Raw genomic sequence first — 21,563 nt, 5'->3', positions numbered from 1 at the left:
CATAGCCACGCCGCAACCAGACGAGCGGAATTCGAATCGCTTATTGAGGCGGACGCCGACTCACACGTCGACATTGGCGCTGAGCGAGTTGTCCTGGATGAACTCGCGGCGCGGCTCGACCACATCGCCCATCAGCTTGGTGAAGATGTCGTCGGCCTCGTCGACCTCCTTGATCTTCACCTGCAGCAGCGAACGCTCGCCGGCGTCGAGCGTGGTCTCCCAGAGCTGGTCCGGGTTCATCTCGCCGAGGCCTTTGTAGCGCTGCAGCGCGACGCCCTTGCGCCCGGCGTCGGTCACCGCTTCGAACAGACTGACCGGACCATGGATCGCGGTTTCGGTATCCTTGCGACGCAAGAGGCCGGGCCGCGGATAGGCTTCCTGCAACTTCGCAGCATATTCATCAAGCTTGCGGGCATCGGCGGAACCAAGCAGCGCATCGTCAATCATGGCGACCTCCTTGACGCCGCGCACGGTGCGCTCGAAGAAAAAGCCCTGCCCCTCCGCAAAGCGGCCGGTCCAGCCGCGCTCGACTTCATCGGCGAGCGCATCCAGCCGCTTTGCGATGTAATCGGCGGCGGCGTTGGCAGTCGCAAGATTTTCGGTGACCCTCGGATTCAGCACGCCCGCGATCGCTGCCTGCTCGATCACCTTGCGGTTATAGCGGTTATGCAGATTCTGCAGCACGTTCCGGATCACACGGGCGTCCTCCACCAGAGCCAGCAGATCGCGTCCGCCCCGGTCCTCGCCGGTGGCGAGCTTGAACACGCAGTCGTCGAGCCCGGTCTCGATAAGGTAATCCTCCAGCGCGCGTTCATCCTTCAGATATCGTTCGGACTTGCCGCGGGTTACCTTGTAGAGCGGCGGCTGCGCGATATAGAGATGCCCGGCCTCGATCAGCGCGGGCATCTGGCGGAAGAAGAAAGTCAGGAGCAGCGTTCGGATATGCGCGCCGTCGACGTCGGCGTCGGTCATCACGATGATCTTGTGATAGCGCAGCTTCGACAGGTCGAAATCCTCGCGGCCGATTCCGGTGCCGAGCGCGGTGATCAGCGTGCCGATCTGCTCGGACGACAGCATCTTGTCGAAGCGCGCGCGTTCGACATTCAGGATCTTGCCGCGGAGCGGCAGCACGGCCTGGAATTCGCGGTTGCGGCCCTGCTTGGCGCTTCCTCCGGCCGAGTCGCCCTCGACGATGAACAGCTCCGATTTCGCCGGATCGCGTTCCTGGCAGTCGGCGAGCTTGCCGGGAAGCGATGCGACGTCGAGCGCACCCTTGCGCCGTGTCAGTTCGCGCGCCTTCCGCGCGGCTTCGCGGGCGGCCGCGGCTTCGACGACCTTGCCGACAATGAGCTTCGCCTCGGTCGGATGTTCCTCGAACCAGGCGGCGAGCGCCTCGTTGATGACGTTCTCGACCACGGGACGCACTTCCGACGACACCAGCTTGTCCTTGGTCTGCGACGAGAATTTCGGGTCCGGCACTTTCACGGAAAGCACCGCCGTCAAGCCTTCGCGGCAGTCGTCGCCGGTCAGCGCGATCCTTTCCTTCCTGGCCATGGCGTCGGCATAGCCGTTGACCTGCCGGGTCAGCGCGCCGCGAAAACCGGCGAGATGGGTGCCGCCGTCGCGCTGGGGAATGTTGTTGGTGAAGCAAAGGACATTCTCGTGGTAGCTGTCGTTCCACCACAGCGCGGCCTCGACACTGATGCCGTTCATCTCGGCGCGGATCATGATCGGATCCGCTACCATCGCCTTCTTGTTGCGGTCGAGATATTTGACGAACTCGACCACGCCGCCTTCGTACATCATCTGCTCGCGCCGCTCGACGGCGTGACGCATGTCCGAGAGCAGAATGTTGACGCCCGAATTCAGAAACGCGAGTTCGCGCAGGCGATGCTCCAGCGTGGCGAAATCATATTCGACGCTGGTGAAGGTTTCGGTCGAGGCGAGAAAGGTGACTTCAGTGCCGCGCTTGCCGTTGGCGTCGCCGACGACTTTCAGTGGCGCTAGCGCGTCGCCGTTGGCGAATTCGATCAGGTGTTCCTTGTCCTTGCGCCAGATGCGCAGGATCAGCTTGCTTGAGAGCGCGTTGACGACGGAGACGCCGACGCCGTGCAGTCCACCGGAGACTTTGTAGGAATTCTGGTCGAATTTTCCCCCGGCGTGCAGTTGCGTCATGATGACCTCGGCCGCCGAAATGCCTTCACCCTTGTGAATGTCGACGGGAATGCCGCGGCCGTCGTCGCGCACCGTGACCGAGTTGTCCGCGTTGAGGATAACTTCAACGGCGGTGGCGTGGCCCGCCAACGCCTCGTCGATGGCGTTGTCGACGACCTCATAGACCATGTGGTGCAGGCCGGAGCCGTCGTCGGTATCGCCGATATACATGCCCGGCCGCTTGCGCACGGCGTCGAGGCCCTTGAGAACCCTGATCGATTCCGCGCCGTACTCAAGGGGCGCGACAGATTCAGTATCGGCAATTTGCTGCCGGGCAGGTTCGTTCATGAAAGGCCTTCAGAAGTGTCCCGAGACGGATGCGGCGAATATTGTTGAGAAACTTATTTCTGACATGAAAGCGGCACCGCGCCTAGCGCAAAGTGATGCCATGCAAGTCTTTGAAGATATGTGGTTTTTATCGGTTTTTTCAAGGCCGGGAATAGTCGATTCGTGAAGCCTCCCAAATCGTGATTCGCAACCCGGGCAACCGGTGCGTTGAGGCGAAAATCACGAGACCTTCGGGCTCTGACCGGGACACCGGAAGCCTGACTTGTCCGGCCGGGTTTCGACGGCATTATTATGAGGGTGGTTCACGGCCGATGCGGCCCGAATCCACGTTGAAGGTCTCGCTGCCGGCGCCAACATTTGCGAAGGCGGCCGGGTCGGCTCCGCTCATCCAGACCTGGGCGCCCAGACCGGCAAGTTCGCTGAACAACGCGTCGCGGCGGTGGGGATCAAGGTGAGCCACGACTTCGTCAAGCAGCAGCAGCGGTATGATGCCCGTCATCTCGGCCACGAGCCGGGCGTGGGCCAGCACGAGGCCGATCAGGAGCGCCTTCTGCTCGCCGGTGGAAGCCTCCTTCGCGGGCATGTCCTTCGGCGCATAGATCACCTCGAAATCGGTGAGATGCGGACCTTCGAGCGTGCGGCCGGCGGCGGCGTCGCGGGCGCGGCTGGCGCGCAGGATCTCGCGGTATCGGTCCTCCACCGCTGTGGCCGGCTCGGTCAGCAGCTTGTTTTCCATCCAGCCATCGAGGCCGATTCTTGCCGAAGGGAATGACGAGGTGCTGCCGCGAGCCTCCAGTGCGACGGAAAGGCGTGTTATAGTTTGGGCGCGCATCGCCGCGACCGCGACGGCAAGTTCGGCGGTTTCGCGTTCGACGGCGTCGCACCAGAGGTCGTCGTGATTGCGCATCTCGAGCAGGCGGTTGCGCGAACGCAGGCTGCGCTCCAGCGCCGAGACGCGGCCGGAGTGGTCGCTGTCGATCGCCAGCACCAGGCGGTCAAGGAAACGCCGCCTGTCCGACGCCGGCCCGGTGAACAGGCCGTCCATCGAAGGCGTCAGCCAGACCATGCGCAGATGGTCGCCGAACGCGGCTGCCGATGCGACGGGTTCGCGGTCGATCCGGCAGCGCCGCCCGCCCGGGGCGGTTTCATTGTTCGGCGCGTCGATGCCGGTGCCGAGCGTTGCAAGACCGAGCGGGCCTTGCACCTCGGCCGACACCGCCCAGGAGCCATCCCCCCTGTTGTCTGCGATGTCGTCGCGCGTCGCGCGCCGCAATCCGCGTCCCGGCGACAGCAGCGATATCGCCTCGAGGCAGTTGGTCTTGCCGGCGCCGTTCGGTCCGGCCAGCACGACCATGTTGCTGCGCGTCTTCAACGCCGCGGAGCTGTAGTTGCGAAACTGGCTGAGACTGAGGCGGAGGATGCGGGAGGCGATCATGACGCCGGGCAATATGACCCTCTGCCCTTGCGGGAGAGGGTAGCAAGGGTCGAATGACCCGAGCCGGGTGAGGGGTCAATCAATGAGGCTCGATAATTCGTGGATTGTAACAGGGGAAGGTGACACGCCAAGCTCCCAGGTTTCGAGCCAAGTTTTCCGGTAATGACGACTTGTGCCTATGTGCGGGTCTTGTGTGGCTTGAACCCTCACCTGCCCTCGTCTCACTCGGGCAATTCTCCCACAGGGGGAGGGTGGATACCACGCGATCCGAGAAATTCCTCACACCCGCATCGGCATCAGGACATAGAGCGCGCCCCTGGAATCCCTGTCGTGCACCAGCGTTGGCGAGCCGGGGTCAGCCAGCTTCAGCACCGCCGCCTCACCCTCGATCTGCGCGGCGATGTCCAGAAGATAGCGTGAGTTGAATCCGATATCGAGTGCGTCGGAGGCGTATTCGACCTCAAGCTCCTCGGTGGCGCTGCCGGAGTCGGGATTGGTCACGGACAGAACGAGCTTGCCCGCGGATAACGCCAGCTTCACGGCGCGGCCGCGCTCGCTGGAAATCGTCGAGACACGATCGACCGCAGCCTCGAAATCTTTTTTATCGACGACCAGTTCCTTGTCGTTGTTCTGCGGGATGACGCGGCCGTAGTCCGGGAAGGTGCCGTCGATCAGCTTGGAGGTCAGCACGACATTGCCGATGGTGAAGCGGATCTTGCCCTGTGACAACTCGATCCCGATCTCGGCCTCGCTGTCCTCGATCAACCGCTGCACCTCGCCCACGGTCTTGCGCGGAATGATGACGCCCGGCATTCCCTCGGCACCCTTCGGCAAAGCGAGATCGAGTTGCGCCAGACGGTGACCGTCGGTCGCAACACCGCGCAGCGTCGCGCTCTTTGCGTTGCCCGCGCCGTGCAGATAGATGCCGTTGAGATAATAGCGGGTCTCTTCGGTCGAGATCGCGAACTGGGTGCGATCGATCAGCCGCTTCAGGTCTGCGGCAGCCAGCGTGAAGGCATGGGTCATCTCGCCGGCTGCGAGATCGGGAAAATCGTTCTCCGGCAGCGTCTGCAGGGTGAAGCGAGAGCGTCCGGCCCGGATGGCCAAAACCGACCGGTCGCCGTCGCCTTCCAGCAGGATCTGGGCACCTTCAGGCAGCTTGCGGACAATGTCGTAGAACATGTGCGCCGGAACCGAGGTCGAGCCGATGGTCCCGGTTTCCGCCGACAGAGTTTCCGTCACTTCCAGATCGAGATCGGTCGCCTTCAGCGACAGTTTGGCGTTCTCGGCGCGAACCAGCACATTCCCCAAAATCGGGATCGTGTTCCGCCGTTCCACCACGCGATGCACGTGGCTAAGCGATTTCAGCAGTTGCGCGCGTTCGACGGTGACCTTCATTGTAAATCCGTCCGATCAAATTCACGACATGTGCTGAAGATGCCGCGCGGACCGCGGCATCTTAAATCCCGAAGCGCAGGTTGATTTTTGCCCAAACCCGACGGGATCGCAAAGTGGCGCGGAAGAGCGGCCGGTGCAAGCCTTGGCTTACACTGGCCCGGGTTAATTCCCGGCATTTTGACCGATAATAGATCCGCGCTCCGGCTATTCCTGAAGCTGGCGTTTCAGCAATTCGACTTCGTCGGAGAGCGTCACATCTTTCGACACCAACGCCTCGATCTTGCGAACGGCATGCAGCACGGTGGTATGATCCCGGCCCCCGAACCGGCGCCCGATCTCGGGCAGGGAACGCAAGGTCAGCGTTTTGGCGAGATACATTGCGACCTGCCGCGGCCGCACCACGTTGGCGGTACGGCGCGACGACAGAAGGTCGGAGCGGCTCACATTGTACTGCCGCGCAACGACCCGCTGGATGTCCTCGATCTTGATGCGCCTCGGTTCTTGGGGGCGGACCAGGTCGCGGACCTCGCGCTCGGCCATTTCGAGAGTGACCGGCTGGGCGTTGAGCTTGCTGTGCGCCAGAAGCCGGTTGATCGCTCCTTCGAGATCGCGCCCGTTGTGCGTGATCGTTTTCGCCAGATAATCCAAAACCTGCTCCGGCACGTCGAAGCTGGCGTGATGTGCTCGCGCAGCTTCAACACGCGATCTCAGGATGCCGAGCCGGAGCTCCTCGCCGAGCGAACCCATTTCCACCACGAGCCCGCCGGCCAGCCGGGATCGTACGCGATCATCGAGGCTTTCCAGATCTGACGGCGGCCGGTCGGCGGCGATGACGACCTGACGACCCGCATCGATGAGCGCATTCAACGTATGGCAGAATTCGGCCTGTGTCGATTTCCCTTGCAAGAACTGCAAGTCGTCGATGACCAGAACATCGATGCCGCGGAGCGCTTCCTTGAAAGCAAGCGCCGTCTGCGTTTTGAGAGCGGCGACGAAGCCATACATGAACTTCTCCGCCGTCAGGTAAAGGACTCTGCGCTCCGTGCCTGCATTGCCCGCCCACGTGACGGCTTGCAGCAGGTGGGTTTTGCCAAGGCCCACGCCGGCATGGATGTAAAGTGGATTGAACATCACGCTGTCGCCGCGCCGGCCTTCGGCGACCTGCCGCGCCGCCGCATGGGCAAGCGCGTTGGAGCGACCGGTGACGAAACTTTGAAACGTCAGCCGCGGGTCGAGAGGCGAACCGCCGAGAGCGTCGTGGTTGGCGGACGCCGGCGCGGTCGCGACCGTTTTCAGCTCAGTGCCGTCCCGGCCTTCGCCGCGTTCGAGACGGCGCACATCGGGGGCGGGCGCTTCCCTGACCGGCGCGGCGCAACGCATGGCCGAGCGCACGGTGAGATCGATCCGGTGAACGTCCGGCAGTTCGGCTTGCCAGCACGCCAGCACACGTTCGGCATAATGCGCCTGGATCCAGCTTTTCAGGAACCGCGTCGGCACCGACAAGCGGACGCTCTCTCCGTGGACGCTTTCCAGATCCATTCTCGCGAACCAGCTTGAATAGATGTCCTCTCCGACGGTCGAGCGCAATCGACCCTTCACACGCGACCAGCGCTCCTGTTCTATGTCTGACATTTCTTGTGACGACTTTTCTGGTTGGATGATGTTCGGATGCGGCGGCCTCTTCGGAAGGTCACGCATTTGCTGTGATCCTCCGAAGCGCTTCGTTTCGGCCATGAACAACCGTTCGGCAAAACCACCGCAAGCGGTTCAAATGGCTGAAAACGAAACGAAGAGGTCAGCAGCGGCTAGAGGGGCCGCCTGTATACCGCACGGAAGAACGCAGAAATGTCGTCGTGTTCGTGAAAACGTTCGTAAGATAATCCCATGAATGAAATCTGGTGGCGTTGTTTTTGTTTGACATAAACCCCCTCCTCGCTGCGATGGATCGCGCCGAGACGTTCTCTCACATCAATTTTCAATTCAATCCGCAAACCCGACGCCAGATTGTCGGATCGCTACGCTCGCACTCTAACTTACCAAGTCAACTCGCCGGCTCCCTGTGGTGGAGATGCGGCATGGCCTAAGCGTATCTCCTGCTGACAAACGTTCGAGGTAAACGACGCAGTGGAGAAATTTCGGCACGGAATATCCGTTCTCATGTTGCTATGAGTTGCCATTCGCCATCACAAGGAAAGCTTCACTTAACGAGAATATCGCCGCCGATATGCACGTCCGCCCAAGGCTCTCAAAAACCGCACGATCTGAAGAGCCGCGAGCGCCGCGAGCCCCAGAGAAATACACCACGCCTCAATTCTCGCAACGGCTTTCACGTCGCGGCTGCGTCGCGTAAATCGAATGAATAAGCGAGATGTCCTCCATCTCCAGCGCATTCAATCAGCAACGGTTTGAATCTGCGCGCGGATTCGATGCGTTTCGTGAGGTGTTACAAATCCGCCGCGCTGTCTAAAATATTTTAAGAAAGGATAAACCAGGGCGAAGCGCGAGGTCGTTTTGGAAGTGCTTCATCACACTATGGAGATAAGTGATTAGCTAGGCGCATTTTTTTCTGGCTGTTTTTGCGGGTAACCCACGCCGGCCATATGCTCATGGGACCGGCCTTGCAAAACTTCAGGCTATATCCTTCCGAATATATCGGATGGGAGTCATGGCCAAAGCGCCGCCTCTGAATGGAAGTGGACGCCAAATTCAACCGGATGGCTATTGTGGTAGATCCAATCAATCATATCGTGGCGTTGTCTCGCCGCCTCGCTCGCATCGTGCGACGTGAAGCGAATCAAATAGCCGTGACGATCGATGCGTGATGCCGTCGCAAGGCGATGCGGTAGGACGTGTTGAAGTAGCCTGTCACCGCGCTATCTGGTAGAGGAACGCTTTGGCCACACAAAAAAAGGCCTGGCGATCGGCCGGGCCTTTTTAATGCTGACGAATAACGTCTTAAGATCAGCTCATTTTGCAAGCTTGGCGATTCGATGCGTCAACCGGGAGATCTTGCGGCTTGCATTGTTCTTATGAATGATCTTTTGCTGGCCAGCCCGCATCAATTCCGGCTCTGCGCGCTTCATCGCCTGGATCGCCGTGTCGCGATCGCCCTTCGCGATCGCTTCCTCGACGATCCGGACCGAGCCGCGCATCAGGGTACGCCGCGACCTGTTGATGGCGGTTCGGCGGGCAATCTTGCGTGTCGCTTTCTTGGCGGAGGTCGTATTGGCCATGGTCTCGACGAATCCTTCGGCAGTGTCCCACCGCGAGAGGCCAGCCGGTGGCCGGTCGTCGGGTGCGCGGATGAGCCTGAATATGTTTTTCGGGTGTTCCTGAAAATGCCGTCCGCGGAACTCACGATTCGCGAGGGGCGTTTTTCAAAGAACAGCGGCGGCAGGATCACCCCGCCGCCATTGCGGGGTCTTATAGAGCCCCTGTTTTCGAGCGTCAATGTCTCCCGGCAGGTGCGGCGCCCCGTGGGGTGGGGCAAGAAGGGCCGCCGCAAGGAGTTCGAAAGAGAAGCTGACGAGGTTGAATTCCGCGCGCTCGAGGGCTAGAGCGTTTTCGAGCGAAGCGGACACCGGTTCGCGTGAAGAAAACGCGTCAAATCAAAATCATAGAGCCCGCTTCTGATTCTATCAGAAGCGGAAGGGCTCTAAGGGCGACTGCGACCGCCGCCAGACAAGGAGCAGGTGCGGACATGATCCGTGCGATTTTTCGTTTCATCGGACTGCTGCTGCTTGCCGGCGGCTTCATCTTTCTGGTCTATGACGGCGCCCGGTCAATTGCCGATCAGACCCTGCGGCTGACCAAACTCGGCGAATTCTGGAACGAAATTCATCAGGTCAGTCAACAAACGGTTCGCATTCAGGTCGAAGCCACTGCGCCTTGGGCGTGGCATTTCATCAAGCTGGTTCTGAATCAGCCGGCCTTCGCCGTGCTCGGGGTTGCGGGCCTTCTTCTGATGCTGCTGTTCCGGCCGCGTCCGCCGCTGATCGGCTATTCACGGGATTAATCGGCGAGCGCAGAACCGGCAGGATCAATGGGCCGCGACAAGTGACGCGACGGCAGAGCGCGAACCATTTACTGTTTTCTCGACGATGGATTCCATTATCGCCACATCCAGTGATGGCCCCAATCGTCCTTCCAGCCCACCAGAAGTCCTCTGCGGAATTGCAGGTAGAGCCGGTCTTTGCGGCCGAAAAAGCCGCTGCCGCTGTAGCTTCGGAACGCCAGAAATACTTCGTTGCCCGGCGAGCCTCCAATGTAGTTCAGGGGTCCGCCGAGGGCAGCTGCGGCGGTCACCTCATTCATGCCGAAAGCCAACGGGATATTGTTCGATAACGTTGCCGTGAATGGCGGCGAATATGTCGGCCCCGGGATCGCCGGTTGCGCGTGGCCCGGAAGGATACAGGCCGCGAAAAATGCAACAAGGCCTGTCGACCCAAAAAACAATGTCCGCTGCTTCATAATGTCCGCTGCTTCATGATGCCGCCTACAGCGTTTTCGAACGAAGTGGATACCGGTTCGCGTGAAGAAAACGCGTCAAATCAAAATCTGAGAGCCCCGCTTCTGATTCAATCAGAGGCGGAAAGGCTCTCGTTGGCACGATAGAATGGAGATCGTCTGGAGTTCCGGACGACTCGCAATGACGTCTTGGTTCGCGAAAAGCTCCCGATGGCAATTCTAACACATTCGTATTTTGTTTCCACGAGTGGCGGCAGATGACCGTGGTCACCTCTCGCCACGGGCAGCCGGCGGGCTGGATGCCTGGAAATCCTGGCTGACGCGGTCTGTTTCGTTGAATTGTCGGCGTGCGGCTTACACAAGCGTTAACGCTACCCCTTAATCTTCGCGAATCTACTTATCGGCTACAGTTCACGAAAGCGCCGAGTTGCCACCAATGAGGACCAATGACGCCCACAACCGGATCGCGCACAAGGCGCCGCCTTCTCCTGGCGTCCGACCGGACCGATCGCAGCAGCGATCTATGGGCTATTCTGCAATGCGCAGCCGACGTCGATACCACCCGGACTTCGGAAATTCCGGACCGGCCGGCAGGCCGATTTTCGGGTATCGTCGTCGACATTAATTTGCGTTCTCCCGAAAGCGTGCTGCAGGTGCGCAGCAAGTTGTGCGCCGAGGCCTATCGATCGATGCCGCGGCTGTTCGTTCTTGCAGACGCCCTTCATCACGGATCGATGCAAGCGTGGGCGCTCGGCGCCACCGACACCATCTCGCGTCCGTTGGACGCGCAAGTCGTTCTACAACGTGTCCGCTCCGCATTTCCGGACGACGACGGCAGCGACACGGTGGCCAACGCCAACGCTTTGAATCGGGGTATTGCCGCTGCGCATGCTGTACTGGTGAAGATCTTCGAGAGTCTTCCGGCCGGCGTTCCACTCTCATTCAGCGATGTCGTGGAGGCGGAGCAAGAGATTCTGATGGCGATCAAGCTCACCTCGCTGCGTGAGTGGTTGTCTACTGTCGGACGTCACCATACTCATACCTACCGCCACTGTCTGTTCGTCACAGGCTTCGCCGCTGCCTTCGCGCAGCATCTCGGAATGCGTGAGGAAGATCAGCGCCGGCTTGCCCGCGCCGCCTTGCTCCATGATGTGGGCAAGGCTTTCATTCCCGTCGCGATCCTCGACAAGCCAGGCAGGCTTAATGACGACGAGAAGGATGAAATCCGCCGGCATGCGCGCCTTGGCTACGAAGCCTTGCTGAAGCAGGGTGGCTTTCCGTCCGAGATGCTCGATGTCGTTCTGCACCATCATGAGATGCTCGATGGCTCGGGCTATCCCGATGGTCTGCGTGGCGAGCAGATTAGCGACATCGTGCGCCTCACCACGATCGTGGATATTCATGCCGCTCTGGTCGAGAAGCGAGCCTATCGCCTTCCTTTTACGCACGCCAAATCCTTTGCGGCCATGGAAGAGATGGGCGACAAGATCGATCAGCATTTGCTACAGGCGTTTCGTCCCGTGGCGCTGGGTTGTTGACCTGTCGCGCCGGGCGCGCGTAGCCCATCATCCGGGCAGTCTCCGCGGGGGGAGCCGTCGCGATTTTGAAGAACGGCCTGCCTGCGGACATTGCCGCCGCCCCGTCAATCGGCTAAATGGAATGCCTCGCACCCGTAGCTCAGCTGGATAGAGCGTTGCCCTCCGAAGGCAAAGGTCACACGTTCGAATCGTGTCGGGTGCGCCACTTTCTTACATTTCAAGCCATCCCCGTCCGCTGAATGTCCGCGTAACGTGTTCTCGCGTCGTTCCGTCGTGGTGCTTCCATGACGAAGCCCAGCGGCTGGAAGCACTCGCCCGAGGCTAAGGCGAAAATCGCGGAAAGAAACCGCGCACGGTGGGCTGATCCGGCCGAGCGGGCAAGGGTCAGCGAAGAGACGAAGATTCGCATGGCGGACCCGGCGGTGCGCCAGCGAATTCGCGACGGCATGGCGCGAGCCGCCGGCGTTGCGGATGCTCTACAGCCGCTGCGCGACGCCTGGCGCTCCGCCGCGCCGGACGTCCGCAAACGGTTTCTTGAAGAGCTTTTCGCTCCCGCGTGCGGGGAGTCGAGCGCATGAGTATCCAAGCGGTCGCCTGGGCGCTCGAACAGCACATCAACGACCCGCGCTCAAAGCTGGTCCTGATCTCACTCGCGAACCACGCCGACCACGTCACGGGGCGGTGCTGGCCATCCATGGCGACCATCGGTCGCGAAGCATCATGCCGGCGCGAGACCGTACTTCGCCACGTCAAGGCGCTCGAGGAGATCGGATTCATCAGGGTGATTCGGGCCGCCGGCGGTCTTCGAAAGAGGGTCCATACTTACGAGCTATGCATGAATAGATGTGCGACGGACGCACATCAAACCGGTGCTCAATCCGAGGCTTTGATGTGCGCCGATCGCACATCGAATTGTGCGACTCATCGCACATCTATGAACCATCATAGAACCATCACTTCTCCCTTACCCTCTTCACCACCGCCTCCTGTGGAGAACCTCAGTCGGTCTGGCAATGGGAAGGAAGCGACGCAGCGATCAGCCATGCATCCTGCGAGCAGGTCATCGGTCAGATCCGAGCGTCCTGAAACAATTCAGAACCGCATCGCGCAGCGCCTTGGCCCTGACGGCTGGATGATTCTTGGCAACCTGCCAGTCGGCCGGCTCGATCAGCTCACGGCACAAGAACGCGCTGGCCGTCTGAACACTGAAACGCTGGAACGCGTCCGGCTCGAGGTGCGCGAGGCGCAGCCGCCCTAGCTGTCGACCATCTGCTTTGGTTCGCCGCTACGTTACGGAGCGGCGAGGTTCGCAATGCGCACTCCGGAAATCTGTAACGTGATGTCCATATTCAAAACCGTTAGCTGCTGCTCGGACTGTTTGAAACCTTTTCCGCTCAATGCGGTGAAGGGCCGTTGTGCGCGGTGTTATGCCCGCCACTTGCGAGCAAGCAAACGCGTCAAAGCGCTCACCTGCGAACGCTGTCGAGGCTCCTTTCGAAGCACCCGATCCGACGCCCGCTTTTGTTCGTCGGCATGCCGCCAGTGCGCCTTCCGCGCGCGCTCACCGCGGCCACCCTAGGGGGTGGGTCAAAACTTTAGGGCTGCTCGATCCGGGACCGGCGGCCCCCCTTCGTACGCAAAATTTCGGAATTAAATACAGAAAGCCACTCGGGTATTCTCATGAAAGTCGAAACATCTGCAGAGACCAACAGTCCAAATCTGCTGCCTCAACGCTTCGTTGCCATGTGCGTCGAGGAGTGGTCAAAGCACAATCTACCGCGCAATCTGATCGCTCCGGTGATGCTAGCCCAAGCGATCAACCTCCTGCTTGAAGATTCCGAACCCGATGAAGTCGGTTACGTTCTTGCGGGCCTCGCGAAGGAGATTTTGAGCTCGCGAACGGGTGTCGGGCATGCGTAGCTCGTCGCTCGTCTTGACAGAAACTCCGCATGCATGTTCCGCTACGGATGTTCTTGGACGATTCTCAGTCCCGAAAGGCACGCCATGCGCTGCCGATCCCTGTAGATCGCTCAAGAATAGACGGCATGTCAGGCGCTGCCGTAACCGCCATGTCAGGCGCTGGCGAAGAAATTTTCTCAACCATCACCCTAAGCGGGTGCGCGAATGTTAACGCGCGAAGCAGCGGAAATGGTGGCACGCGCGTCGGGTCGAAAAATTATTCCCGTCGCTCGTGTCATCGATCGCCTACTCGCGGAAGCCGGCTATAGCAAGGCTGTCCGCCGCAGGATGATTTCCGAGGTGCGAGGCGAGATGGACAACGCGCCCCGCGATCATGAAAGGACTGTGCCGCCATGAGTGAGCACCTTCGTCAGCGAGGACAAAAATTATTGGCGCAAGCACGCGCCGATGCCAATTCTCCAGCCGCGATTCTCACCGAACTGATCGACGCGTTTGGGTCATTCAAGGAGAATAATGCCGGGAAAATCGACGGAATCGAAAAGGATATCGACGCGATCAACTCCTCGCTTGCCGCGCTGAAGGTCGGCGGCGGCAGCCTTGTTCCTGACAATTCCGCGGCTGCGACGGAGCGGTCGGCTGTCGGCTTGTTTGCCAAAAATGGCAGCGATGCAGGTATTAAGGCCATGGCCAGGCCGGTCGCGGGAATGTCAAGCGACAGCGATCCGGAGGGTGGCTACCTTGTCACGCCGACCATCTCAAAGCAGATTCAGCGCAAGGTTTTCGATGTATCGCCACTGGGCCGGCTGGCGCGGCGCGTGACTATCGAACGGGGAGATTCTTTTGAGGAGCCGATCGATCCCTCTGACATCGGTGCTGAGTGGGTGGGTGAACGGGAAGAACGGCCGTCCCTCACAACATCGTCGTTGCGTTACCTGTCCGTGCCCCTTCACGAGATCTACACCTCGCAACCGATCACGCAACGGTTGCTGGACGACAGTGAAATCAACGTTGGCCAATGGCTCGAGGGAAAAATCGCGGATAAGTTCGCGCGGACGGAAGGTAAAGGTTACGTGACCGGTGACGGTATCAAAAAGCCGCGCGGGCTTTTGACCTATAGCACGTCGACGGACAAGGACGGCGTACGTCCGTGGGGAACGATTCAGCACATCATCACCGGCGTCGACGGCGGGTTCGCGGCGGCATCGACATCGGTGAACGGAGGCGACGCCCTATTCAACGTCGTTTACAGCCTTCGAGCACCGTATCGTCCAAATGCACGCTGGCTGATGAATCTATCGACGGCGGGGGTTGTCCGAAAACTCAAGGATGCCGAGGGTCGCTTCGTTTGGGCTGACGCGCGCGAGGGGCAGCCTGCCTCGCTCTGCGGCTTTCCTGTCGAGCTTGATGAAGAGATGCCCGACATTGCAGAGGACTCGCTGTCGATCGCCTTTGGGGACCTGGAACAAACCTACATTGTCGTCGATCGACCCGGTCTGCGACTGATGCGCGATCCTTATACCGCGAAGCCTCACGTCATCTTCTACGCCTACCGCCGCGTTGGCGGTGGCCTGCAGAACAGTGAGGCCGTGAAGCTTCTGAGGTTCAGCGCAAGCTGAAGCTGTCTTCAACCAGCGGCGACCGTGGATGGATCGCCGCTGGTAGATGATGACGGGCAATAGCCGGGCAGGCGGCCTTTCTCGGGACGCTTGCGATTGTGGAAACGAAATGGTCCCTCAGTTTGAACTTCCCGCTAGCGCGCGGAAAACAGGGTCCAAAATATCAAGATCTAGAGCGTAGGAAATTCCAAGCACTGCAAGCGCAGATGCTATTAAGCACCAGGACAGCGCTGCAAACCTGTTGGATGCGGACCCAGGATCGGGAACGGGGGCGGATGCTTCGGTGTTGATGCCCTTTAGCGCCGAAATCCCAGCCTGATAGGCCTGATAAAGAAAGGCGCACGAGACCAACAAGGCAAAAATGCGTCCAGCCGTTCTTACCAAAGCTTTCGACGCGTCCGGCTCCCAAATTTCGAGAAAAATAACGAAAACGATTCCGAGCGCGATCAGTAGGTGATTTGGCTTCATAGCTTCGCCTCCTATGCGCAGCTTACCGCTTTGCTAATAACTGCAACGTCTGTTGGCAGTCGGACCCTTGACCGGGCGTGGGTCTAAAACACATCGTCAGCCCTGGGGTGATATAGACTTAGCTTTTCGCCAAAAACCCCTAACGGTTCGTCAGGGGTTACCGGGTGCGCATCTAGGGGCACCCCGCGGTGACGAAAACGTCGACGGGTGAAGAAAACGCGTAGGTGGAGGCTCCTCATCGTGTCCGAACTCATGGCCGAAATTAGGCTCAGGCCGACTCGGATCGGATTTCTCGTTCGACCTTCGGACCTTGCATCAGTGCGCTCGATTATGCGTGCATGCACGTGTCTTTGGGGTGGGTCTTATAATGTGATCATTCCGGTGTTCAATAGACCGCCTCCCGAATGGAAGGCAGAGTCATACGAACGTTTGAATGGGTTATCTGTTTCGAAGGGTTACGCCCGGTTCTTTGAGCCAGACGTGTATGTCGAGGCAGAAGAGGGTTTGTTAGAGAAGGCAGGCCTTGGCAGCATTCGCCAGGAACATGCGACGCGAGCGTCGGCCATTACCCTTAAGCAATTCTTCGAATCAGAAGGCGGTCGCAGCTATTCAGAGCCTGCATACGGGCTGAACATCCTTGACGTGTTTCGTCATGTATATGAATCTGAGCAGAGGTTTGTTCTCCGCGAAAAGAGTGATTGCTTATTGGTCAAACCTCAGCGGGGCGACGGCCTGGTCGAGTGCATATTTGGGGTGTATCCCACGTCGACCGATCTGACCTATGCTCAGGCCGCTTACGTAGACGTGTACAAGCCTGAGCAGGCCGAAGCTTCGCCAGAAACCTGGCGTCGCGTTTTTGCTAACGGGTCACTGACTCCACTCCGCGCGACGCGCTACGGGCTCGACGCGCAGCGATATTGGCACCACGATCCTGTTTTGTTCGTTTTTGATCCGACAAGGGCCACCGACCTTATCGATGTTTGGAATTTGAAACTCGAACCCAGTCCAGTTCTGCCCATTCCGATAACTTGGTTCGAGGCACTGTCGGATGACATATCTGAGTTCGTAAGATCTCAACATCGTCCGGTTGTCGGTAATCCAAACGGAGTCATGCATAACGCGACAATCGAGTTTAGCCGCTCGATAGAGAAAACGACCACAGAGGCTCTGTTAGGAAAGCTCAAAACGGGTCTCCCTGCTGGGGCACTCTTAGTGAAACTATGGCGCACGCCGATCTGGGTCGATCACCATAATCCCTTTGTCCATCGCGCCACGCGCCTACTAGTCACCGCCGAGGAAAAGCGTGTGAACCTAATCGTTAAAGACGAAGAGAAACGTTTGACTACGACGTTTCAACCATTGGTACCCAAGTTTTCGAGCCGTTACGGCGGGGGCGATCACCGTTGGGTAAATGTGCTTAAGCCGTCTACTTTTTGGGACCAAAGCGCGGCCACCATACTGCCCTTTAATACGTTCGATCGTTCGTGGCCACGTCTTGGCATGGGCGGCGAACATATACCGATTGGAAGCGAGGGCTGGGTCTTTTCGCAACAGTTTTCGAGTCTGGAACAGTACGTTTCTTTGCTGAGGTCTGAGGAAGCTATTATTGATTCGCTGAAAAAGATTGGAATTACTGCGAGCCTTTCTGAGCCGGGACATATTGCTAAACAGATGCTAGAGCATTTGGGCGGACTAAATAGAGTCGGCATGTTGGCCGACATAAACACTCTCAAGCTATTGAACAAGATGGCGGGCGGACTGCGACGCAGGCGCCTGAAGGACGATGCCGTTGAAGAGAGTTTTGAGCTACGCACGGCCTCAGTCAAGGCCTGGCGAGATCTCATCGTCAAAAGAAAGCGCGAGCTTTTTCGTAGTCCAGACTTGAAGCAATTCACCGATGCGAATGTCATACGTCTGGGTTTGGAAATCGACTGTCCAACTTGTAAGACTACAAACTGGAATTCGCTAACAGCGGTTGATTATCGACTGAACTGTGAACGCTGCCTAAATTCGTATGAGTTTCCGCAGGCCGCGTTGCGCAATCAAAATGGCAACTGGAGTTACCGTGTTGTCGGCCCCTTCTCAGTGCCAGATTTCGGCAGGGGTTCCTATAGCGCTCTTCTTGCGCTTCGCGTCGTCAACCGCGCCATCGATACAATGGATCGGATGACGTTCGCTACCGCGATGGACCTGGCGTTTGACGGAGTTACACGCGAGGTCGATTTTATTGCCTGGCACAGCGACGACGGCTTGCGTGAAACGCGGCGTCCTCCCCAACTGGTGATTGGCGAAGCAAAATCGCTCGGCCAAGGCGAGCTTATAAAACCGAGCGAGTTGACAAAGCTTAGGTCCGTCGCAGCAAAATTACCTGAAGCGGTGATTGTGATCGCTGTTCTCCGCGATCATTTTACACCAGCCGAAACCAATATTTTGCAAGGCTTCGTGAAGTGGGGAAGACGCGTAAATGCCTTCGGCGAGCCGACAAATCCCGTCTTGCTGCTCACCTCGCACGAATTAACAATGGACTACAGTGTTTCGCATACATGGAAAACGCTTGGGGGAAAGCACGCGCAGTTTTCCAGCACCAACCGAATCCGGACATTGTCCATGCTTGCAGACGCCACACAGCAAATCTATCTCAATATGAGGCCGTTTCACGTTGAACGACAGGAGTACTGGCAAAAGCGGCTCGCGCGTCGTGCTCACCGGTCAGCGCGTTCGTCTTGAGTAGCAGGCGCATTGGACACATGACTTCGTTCCGGTATGGCGCAAGGTTGCCAGCTGGTTCCAGTTTGCTGCAAGTACTTCGGAGGGTTTCGGAAACCCCTAACAGTTCGTTAGGGGGTTTTTTGGTCGTCCGAAGCGCGGCGCGCCCTAAATGGGGACTGGACTTTTTTCTTCGACGCAGGTGTTATCGTCCGTGGGCTTAGCAACCCGGACCGAGATATCGTCGCTTCATGCTTGGTCAGCATATCACCCCGATTGGCGTCGGAGGTGACCCGCGGCTGAATGAGGTAGCGCATTGGCGTGCGCTCCAACCTGGTCAATATGGCCGGGAGGGCTGCGCCATGTCCAGAGCTTTCGGGCTTAAAAGCGCCGCCGCCAGTCTCTCGGCTGGTTGCTAACTCCCGGCTGCCGGTCCGCCACCGGCGTGGCCTTAGCAAGCCAAAACCGAGAGCACGACCAATGAAATCCCCCACAGAACGCGACAGGCGGGCGCTGGATGCGCCGGCCAACCTGCAAGCTGGCATACCGTCTCCGCGCAGCGCTAGGCCCGCACAGCGCGGCCTGGCCGAAGAATTGTTCCCGGCAGGCACGATTCATTTGCGCCGCTCGGCGGGTTCAAGGCTGTCGAATTTAGGCCATTCCAATACGGAACGGCCTAAATTCGCCGTTTCTACCTTTGCCCGACCGGAACAGGTAGACCAGTGCAGTGCTACTCCGCCGCCGCAGTCGTCAATTCTTGGGGGAGCAGCCTGTGCCGCTCCGGAACGGGTTGCTCTTTCTGGCCGTTCCCCGACCGAATCGCCAGAAGTTGCCATTGCATGGGAACGAGCCACGATTCGCCTTTCCAATGCTTGCGAGCGACTAAATCGATCGATCGAAATATTGATGGGCGCGTCGGGCATCGCTCTGATCCCCGCTGTGCGCCGATTCGTCGATGACGGAATTGTTTTTCTCAACGAGGCGGGTAATTGCGACGTCGACCGCCGCGCCTGCGGCAGCAACGGTGCGTACTCTGTATCCAGAGAGGGAGGGTCTTCGAATGACGCGCTTCCCTCGCGATAATTATCTTGATCCGGATCGGGTGCCAGACGTCTTCTGCGATGGGGTTGCCGGTGTTGATTTCATCGGGGCCGACGTAGTTCGCCTAACATTCTACGCAAACCGCTCGATCGGTGGCGATGATGACGAACGATTCATCGTCGTTCGGCTTGTGCTCTCCCGCGAAATGCTCGAGGGCGCGATCGGGCAGCTTCCGCTGATTAAAAGCGGAAAGAAGTTCGTCGACAACGTGCCGAGAGGCGGCGAGGCTAAACATCTGAACTGATCCGAATGGTGAGCGACTGGGGAATTTCCCCAGTCGCCTACCTTTGCGCGCTCGCGCAGAAACGAAACGCTTGCATCGAATAGCAGAATCGATAATCTTGTTTCGAATTGTGGAGATGGCCGTGGCGAAGGGCGTTCAATATATCGGCCGTGATGGCGAAGATGAAGAGGTCGACCCGCGCGAGTATCTGGCGTCCGCCGTATGCAAGGTCGCAGGATGCGAGCCTGCGACTCTTCGCGCATGGCGAAGGCGCAACGGACTTTTCCCCGACACTATGATGTCGGGCGGATGGAATCGGTATTCGGCATCGGATATCGCCGTCACCAAGCTAGTTGTTGATCTGACGAAAGCAGGTCATGCCGCCCAGGCTGCGGTGGATATCGCAATGCTGGTACTGCCGGTCTATGAGGAGTTTTGCAGTTCTCGGTCCATTGGCGACCGGCAATGGTTCCAAGATCAACATGTATTGGTGGAGGTCGGCAAGCAGGGAAAATTCAATCTCCGCCGACTCCCATGTGAAACGACGCTAAAAGACCTCTCGGGCGTTGTCGGTCCTTCGTTCTTTTTGATTATCACTCTTTCAGATCTGTTGCCTGATGACTGGATAAATCTCATCGATTGGGAGGAGGACCGGGTCGAACGCGTAGTAACGATCACTTATAAGGTGCCACGAGTGAAGGTGGCAAAAAAGGCGCGCCCCGTAACTCGCAAGAAGACGAAGCGAAAGCAGGGACGGTGAACCATGGCGGCTCTGTCGCTTTCCGATCTTCCTCGTCTAGTAACGGTGAAAGTAGCTGCCGAATATCTCGGCATCACCGAATCGCAGGTTCGTTCGCTCGTCGCGGCCGGCCAGATGGCTCGAACTCCGGTTGGAGCGCGCGTCCTCATTCCGCGTGAGGCGCTCGATCAGTTCATCATTGAAAACACGGTGTCACCATGCCGCGCAGAAACTCCGGGCCGCGCCTCCGGTTTCTCGACAAGCGCCAATGTTATTATATCGTCTGGACCGAAGGTGGACGCAGCCGCGAGCGCTCAACGGGCTCTGCGGACCGCGCAGTCGCTGAAGCCGCCCTCGCTGACTTCCTCCACATCCGCACGCGGGACGCCGGCCCGCGTGATCCCGCTGAAGTCCTCATAACCGACGTCCTTGCCGACTACACGGAGGAGCACGCGCCGGAAACGGCGGCACCATGGCGGATAGCTGCCGCGGTCAAGGCGATGGTGCCCTACTGGCAGGGGAAAACGGTTGCCGAGGTGACACGCGAGACGTGCCGGAAATACGGCGTCTCGCGAGCGCGAGCTCCTGGTACGGCCCGGCGCGAGCTTGGCGTTCTGCGCGCCGCGATCAATCACGCGCACCGTTGCGGCCGGTTGCTGCGGGTGGTTGCCGTTGATTTGCCGGATGGTGCGGAGCCCCGTGATCGTTGGCTAACACGTAAGGAGGCCGCGGCTCTCTTGCGAGCAGCTCTCAGGGAGCCGCGCGTGCGACTCCATCTGCCGTTATTCATTGTGATCGGTCTCTACACCGGGCAGCGGAAAGAGGCGATTCTTTCGCTGCGCTGGCCGCAAATCGATCTCGTCAATGGCCGAATTGACTTCAATCAACCTGGCGCACGTCGGACCAACAAGCGCAGATCCCGGATTCCGATTCCCGCGCGCTTACTGTCGCATCTGAAGCGGGCCTGCCAGCGTGGCACGGAATTAGGTTTTGTCATTCATGAGAACGGCCGGCGACTGAAGGACATCAAGCGCAGTTTCGCCACTGCTTGCGATCGCGGCGAGCTCGCCGGCGTGACGCCGCATGTTCTCCGGCACACCTGTGCAACCTGGCTCATGCAAAAAGGCGTCCCGATCTGGGAAGCGTCCGGATATCTGAATATGACACCGGAGACCCTCCAGCGGGTCTACGGCCACCATCACCCCGATCACCTTCGAAGTGCCGTGGAGGCTCTGTCATGACTGTCCGCGATTCGTCCGCGCAACGTGGCATTTTTCGCCGTTTGTTCGCACCAGTTTCAGCGGCGCACCTATTGAATATGCTGAAGAAATTAGGCGGCGTGTGTGCTCCGAAGGCAAAGGTCACACGTTCGAATCGTGTCGGGTGCGCCAGCGATTTCAATACCTTAGCGGATATATCAAAGAGTAGAAAATCTTGCGGGTAAGCAGGA

21 protein-coding genes, 2 tRNA genes and 2 pseudogenes are annotated in these 21,563 nt (G+C 59.0%); 18 read left to right on the top strand and 7 right to left on the bottom strand.

Translation table 11 applies throughout. The features are described 5' to 3' along the window. Nucleotides 1-60 precede the first annotated feature (60 nt). Nucleotides 61-2,502: a DNA topoisomerase (ATP-hydrolyzing) subunit B gene (gene gyrB, locus NB311A_RS00560; RefSeq protein WP_009796441.1), complete on the bottom strand. Its 2,442-nt coding sequence runs from the start codon at nt 2,500-2,502 to the stop codon at nt 61-63. Between gyrB and NB311A_RS21680 the strand changes: the two genes are divergently transcribed. Beyond that, nucleotides 2,501-2,668 (top strand): hypothetical protein, encoded by a 168-nt coding sequence (locus NB311A_RS21680; protein ID WP_009796440.1) that lies wholly within the window; start codon nt 2,501-2,503, stop codon nt 2,666-2,668. The two genes, gyrB and NB311A_RS21680, sit on opposite strands and share 2 nt — an antisense overlap. Nucleotides 2,669-2,791: 123 nt before the next feature. On the opposite strand, the gene recF is transcribed toward NB311A_RS21680, so the two are convergent. The 3 genes from recF to dnaA form a co-directional block, all read right to left on the bottom strand. Next, a complete protein-coding gene (gene recF / locus NB311A_RS00555) occupies nt 2,792-3,937 on the bottom strand; it encodes a DNA replication/repair protein RecF (RefSeq protein ID WP_009796439.1) in 1,146 nt (381 codons plus the stop codon). 279 nt (nt 3,938-4,216) lie between these two features. Beyond that, nucleotides 4,217-5,335 (bottom strand): DNA polymerase III subunit beta, encoded by a 1,119-nt coding sequence (gene dnaN, locus NB311A_RS00550; RefSeq protein ID WP_009796438.1) that lies wholly within the window; start codon nt 5,333-5,335, stop codon nt 4,217-4,219. Nucleotides 5,336-5,539: 204 nt separating this feature from the next. Further along, on the bottom strand, nt 5,540-6,967 hold the full coding sequence (gene dnaA, locus NB311A_RS00545) for a chromosomal replication initiator protein DnaA (RefSeq protein WP_040673705.1): 1,428 nt from the start codon (nt 6,965-6,967) through the stop codon (nt 5,540-5,542). Nucleotides 6,968-8,022: 1,055 nt separating this feature from the next. Here dnaA and NB311A_RS22855 point away from each other — a divergent pair. Then, the gene (locus NB311A_RS22855) at nt 8,023-8,157 is read left to right on the top strand and encodes a hypothetical protein (protein ID WP_009796436.1); all 135 of its coding nucleotides are present in this window, start codon (nt 8,023-8,025) and stop codon (nt 8,155-8,157) included. 144 nt (nt 8,158-8,301) lie between these two features. Here the strand turns inward: NB311A_RS22855 and rpsT are convergent, their stop codons facing one another. Next, a complete protein-coding gene (gene rpsT, locus NB311A_RS00540) occupies nt 8,302-8,568 on the bottom strand; it encodes a 30S ribosomal protein S20 (protein WP_009796435.1) in 267 nt (88 codons plus the stop codon). A 105-nt stretch (nt 8,569-8,673) separates the two neighbouring features. Between rpsT and NB311A_RS21500 the strand changes: the two genes are divergently transcribed. Next, on the top strand, nt 8,674-8,892 hold the full coding sequence (locus NB311A_RS21500; RefSeq protein WP_040673658.1) for a hypothetical protein: 219 nt from the start codon (nt 8,674-8,676) through the stop codon (nt 8,890-8,892). Between the two features lie 143 nt (nt 8,893-9,035). Continuing rightward, nucleotides 9,036-9,350: a hypothetical protein gene (locus tag NB311A_RS00530; RefSeq protein WP_009796433.1), complete on the top strand. Its 315-nt coding sequence runs from the start codon at nt 9,036-9,038 to the stop codon at nt 9,348-9,350. 95 nt (nt 9,351-9,445) lie between these two features. On the opposite strand, the gene NB311A_RS00525 is transcribed toward NB311A_RS00530, so the two are convergent. After that, nucleotides 9,446-9,805, bottom strand: coding sequence for a hypothetical protein (locus tag NB311A_RS00525; RefSeq protein WP_009796432.1), 360 nt, complete (start codon nt 9,803-9,805; stop codon nt 9,446-9,448). 443 nt (nt 9,806-10,248) lie between these two features. On the opposite strand from NB311A_RS00525, the gene NB311A_RS00520 reads away from it, so the two are divergent. The 7 genes and pseudogenes from NB311A_RS00520 (at nt 10,249) to NB311A_RS00485 (ending at nt 14,876) form a co-directional block, all read left to right on the top strand. Further along, nucleotides 10,249-11,340 carry an HD-GYP domain-containing protein gene (locus NB311A_RS00520; protein ID WP_009796431.1) on the top strand — a complete coding sequence of 364 codons (1,092 nt, stop codon included), beginning with the start codon at nt 10,249-10,251 and terminating at the stop codon, nt 11,338-11,340. Nucleotides 11,341-11,468: 128 nt separating this feature from the next. Then, nucleotides 11,469-11,545, top strand: a tRNA-Arg gene (locus NB311A_RS00515). 79 nt (nt 11,546-11,624) lie between these two features. Next, nucleotides 11,625-11,918 (top strand): hypothetical protein, encoded by a 294-nt coding sequence (locus NB311A_RS00510; RefSeq protein WP_009796430.1) that lies wholly within the window; start codon nt 11,625-11,627, stop codon nt 11,916-11,918. Further along, nucleotides 11,915-12,106 (top strand): annotated as a pseudogene (locus NB311A_RS22345) (helix-turn-helix domain-containing protein); the annotation flags it as partial. The gene NB311A_RS00510 and the pseudogene NB311A_RS22345, both read left to right, overlap by 4 nt. 276 nt (nt 12,107-12,382) lie before the next feature. Further along, entirely contained in the window at nt 12,383-12,598 is a 216-nt protein-coding gene (locus NB311A_RS22340; RefSeq protein ID WP_245256898.1) for a hypothetical protein, read from the top strand. A gap of 422 nt (nt 12,599-13,020) precedes the next feature. After that, nucleotides 13,021-13,260, top strand: coding sequence for a hypothetical protein (locus NB311A_RS00495; RefSeq protein ID WP_009796428.1), 240 nt, complete (start codon nt 13,021-13,023; stop codon nt 13,258-13,260). A 392-nt stretch (nt 13,261-13,652) separates the two neighbouring features. Continuing rightward, complete coding sequence (locus NB311A_RS00485) at nt 13,653-14,876, top strand: phage major capsid protein (RefSeq protein WP_083780344.1); 1,224 nt, start codon at nt 13,653-13,655, stop codon at nt 14,874-14,876. Nucleotides 14,877-14,993: 117 nt separating this feature from the next. Here the strand turns inward: NB311A_RS00485 and NB311A_RS00480 are convergent, their stop codons facing one another. Continuing rightward, nucleotides 14,994-15,344, bottom strand: a complete 351-nt coding sequence (locus NB311A_RS00480) for a hypothetical protein (protein WP_009796425.1) — start codon at nt 15,342-15,344, stop codon at nt 14,994-14,996. Nucleotides 15,345-15,824: 480 nt separating this feature from the next. On the opposite strand from NB311A_RS00480, the gene NB311A_RS00475 reads away from it, so the two are divergent. The 7 genes and pseudogenes from NB311A_RS00475 (at nt 15,825) to NB311A_RS21675 (ending at nt 21,504) form a co-directional block, all read left to right on the top strand. After that, entirely contained in the window at nt 15,825-18,071 is a 2,247-nt protein-coding gene (locus tag NB311A_RS00475; protein WP_009796424.1) for a hypothetical protein, read from the top strand. Nucleotides 18,072-18,530: 459 nt separating this feature from the next. Then, complete coding sequence (locus tag NB311A_RS21495) at nt 18,531-19,133, top strand: hypothetical protein (protein WP_131522864.1); 603 nt, start codon at nt 18,531-18,533, stop codon at nt 19,131-19,133. Further along, a complete protein-coding gene (locus NB311A_RS00470) occupies nt 19,111-19,395 on the top strand; it encodes a hypothetical protein (protein WP_009796423.1) in 285 nt (94 codons plus the stop codon). The genes NB311A_RS21495 and NB311A_RS00470 overlap by 23 nt, the downstream gene beginning before the upstream one ends. 115 nt (nt 19,396-19,510) lie before the next feature. Then, nucleotides 19,511-20,134, top strand: a complete 624-nt coding sequence (locus tag NB311A_RS19510) for a MerR family transcriptional regulator (protein ID WP_009796422.1) — start codon at nt 19,511-19,513, stop codon at nt 20,132-20,134. Nucleotides 20,135-20,137: 3 nt separating this feature from the next. Continuing rightward, nucleotides 20,138-20,305: pseudogene (locus NB311A_RS23005) on the top strand (excisionase family DNA-binding protein); the annotation flags it as partial. Between the two features lie 26 nt (nt 20,306-20,331). Next, nucleotides 20,332-21,354, top strand: coding sequence for a site-specific integrase (locus tag NB311A_RS00460; protein WP_009796421.1), 1,023 nt, complete (start codon nt 20,332-20,334; stop codon nt 21,352-21,354). Between the two features lie 47 nt (nt 21,355-21,401). Then, a tRNA-OTHER gene (locus tag NB311A_RS21675) sits at nt 21,402-21,504 on the top strand. Nucleotides 21,505-21,563: the final 59 nt, after the last annotated feature.

This window comes from Nitrobacter sp. Nb-311A (assembly GCF_000152905.1).
Lineage (GTDB): Bacteria > Pseudomonadota > Alphaproteobacteria > Rhizobiales > Xanthobacteraceae > Nitrobacter.
The sequence above is the reverse complement of the archived record's forward strand: the minus strand, read 5'-3'. Positions and strand labels throughout refer to the sequence as shown.

What these genes read in the sequence shown, in the direction of transcription:
- NB311A_RS21680 (WP_009796440.1), top strand. Translation starts at nt 2,501, where the DNA reads ATGAAAGGCCTTCAGAAGTGTCCCGAGACGGATGCGGCGAATATTGTT.
- gyrB (WP_009796441.1), bottom strand. Translation starts at nt 2,502, where the DNA reads ATGAACGAACCTGCCCGGCAGCAAATTGCCGATACTGAATCTGTCGCG.
- recF (WP_009796439.1), bottom strand. Translation starts at nt 3,937, where the DNA reads ATGATCGCCTCCCGCATCCTCCGCCTCAGTCTCAGCCAGTTTCGCAAC.
- dnaN (WP_009796438.1), bottom strand. Translation starts at nt 5,335, where the DNA reads ATGAAGGTCACCGTCGAACGCGCGCAACTGCTGAAATCGCTTAGCCAC.
- dnaA (WP_040673705.1), bottom strand. Translation starts at nt 6,967, where the DNA reads ATGTCAGACATAGAACAGGAGCGCTGGTCGCGTGTGAAGGGTCGATTG.
- NB311A_RS22855 (WP_009796436.1), top strand. Translation starts at nt 8,023, where the DNA reads ATGGAAGTGGACGCCAAATTCAACCGGATGGCTATTGTGGTAGATCCA.
- rpsT (WP_009796435.1), bottom strand. Translation starts at nt 8,568, where the DNA reads ATGGCCAATACGACCTCCGCCAAGAAAGCGACACGCAAGATTGCCCGC.
- NB311A_RS21500 (WP_040673658.1), top strand. Translation starts at nt 8,674, where the DNA reads ATGCCGTCCGCGGAACTCACGATTCGCGAGGGGCGTTTTTCAAAGAAC.
- NB311A_RS00530 (WP_009796433.1), top strand. Translation starts at nt 9,036, where the DNA reads ATGATCCGTGCGATTTTTCGTTTCATCGGACTGCTGCTGCTTGCCGGC.
- NB311A_RS00525 (WP_009796432.1), bottom strand. Translation starts at nt 9,805, where the DNA reads ATGAAGCAGCGGACATTGTTTTTTGGGTCGACAGGCCTTGTTGCATTT.
- NB311A_RS00520 (WP_009796431.1), top strand. Translation starts at nt 10,249, where the DNA reads ATGACGCCCACAACCGGATCGCGCACAAGGCGCCGCCTTCTCCTGGCG.
- NB311A_RS00510 (WP_009796430.1), top strand. Translation starts at nt 11,625, where the DNA reads ATGACGAAGCCCAGCGGCTGGAAGCACTCGCCCGAGGCTAAGGCGAAA.
- NB311A_RS22340 (WP_245256898.1), top strand. Translation starts at nt 12,383, where the DNA reads ATGCATCCTGCGAGCAGGTCATCGGTCAGATCCGAGCGTCCTGAAACA.
- NB311A_RS00495 (WP_009796428.1), top strand. Translation starts at nt 13,021, where the DNA reads ATGAAAGTCGAAACATCTGCAGAGACCAACAGTCCAAATCTGCTGCCT.
- NB311A_RS00485 (WP_083780344.1), top strand. Translation starts at nt 13,653, where the DNA reads ATGAGTGAGCACCTTCGTCAGCGAGGACAAAAATTATTGGCGCAAGCA.
- NB311A_RS00480 (WP_009796425.1), bottom strand. Translation starts at nt 15,344, where the DNA reads ATGAAGCCAAATCACCTACTGATCGCGCTCGGAATCGTTTTCGTTATT.
- NB311A_RS21495 (WP_131522864.1), top strand. Translation starts at nt 18,531, where the DNA reads ATGAAATCCCCCACAGAACGCGACAGGCGGGCGCTGGATGCGCCGGCC.
- NB311A_RS00470 (WP_009796423.1), top strand. Translation starts at nt 19,111, where the DNA reads ATGACGCGCTTCCCTCGCGATAATTATCTTGATCCGGATCGGGTGCCA.
- NB311A_RS19510 (WP_009796422.1), top strand. Translation starts at nt 19,511, where the DNA reads ATGGCCGTGGCGAAGGGCGTTCAATATATCGGCCGTGATGGCGAAGAT.
- NB311A_RS00460 (WP_009796421.1), top strand. Translation starts at nt 20,332, where the DNA reads ATGCCGCGCAGAAACTCCGGGCCGCGCCTCCGGTTTCTCGACAAGCGC.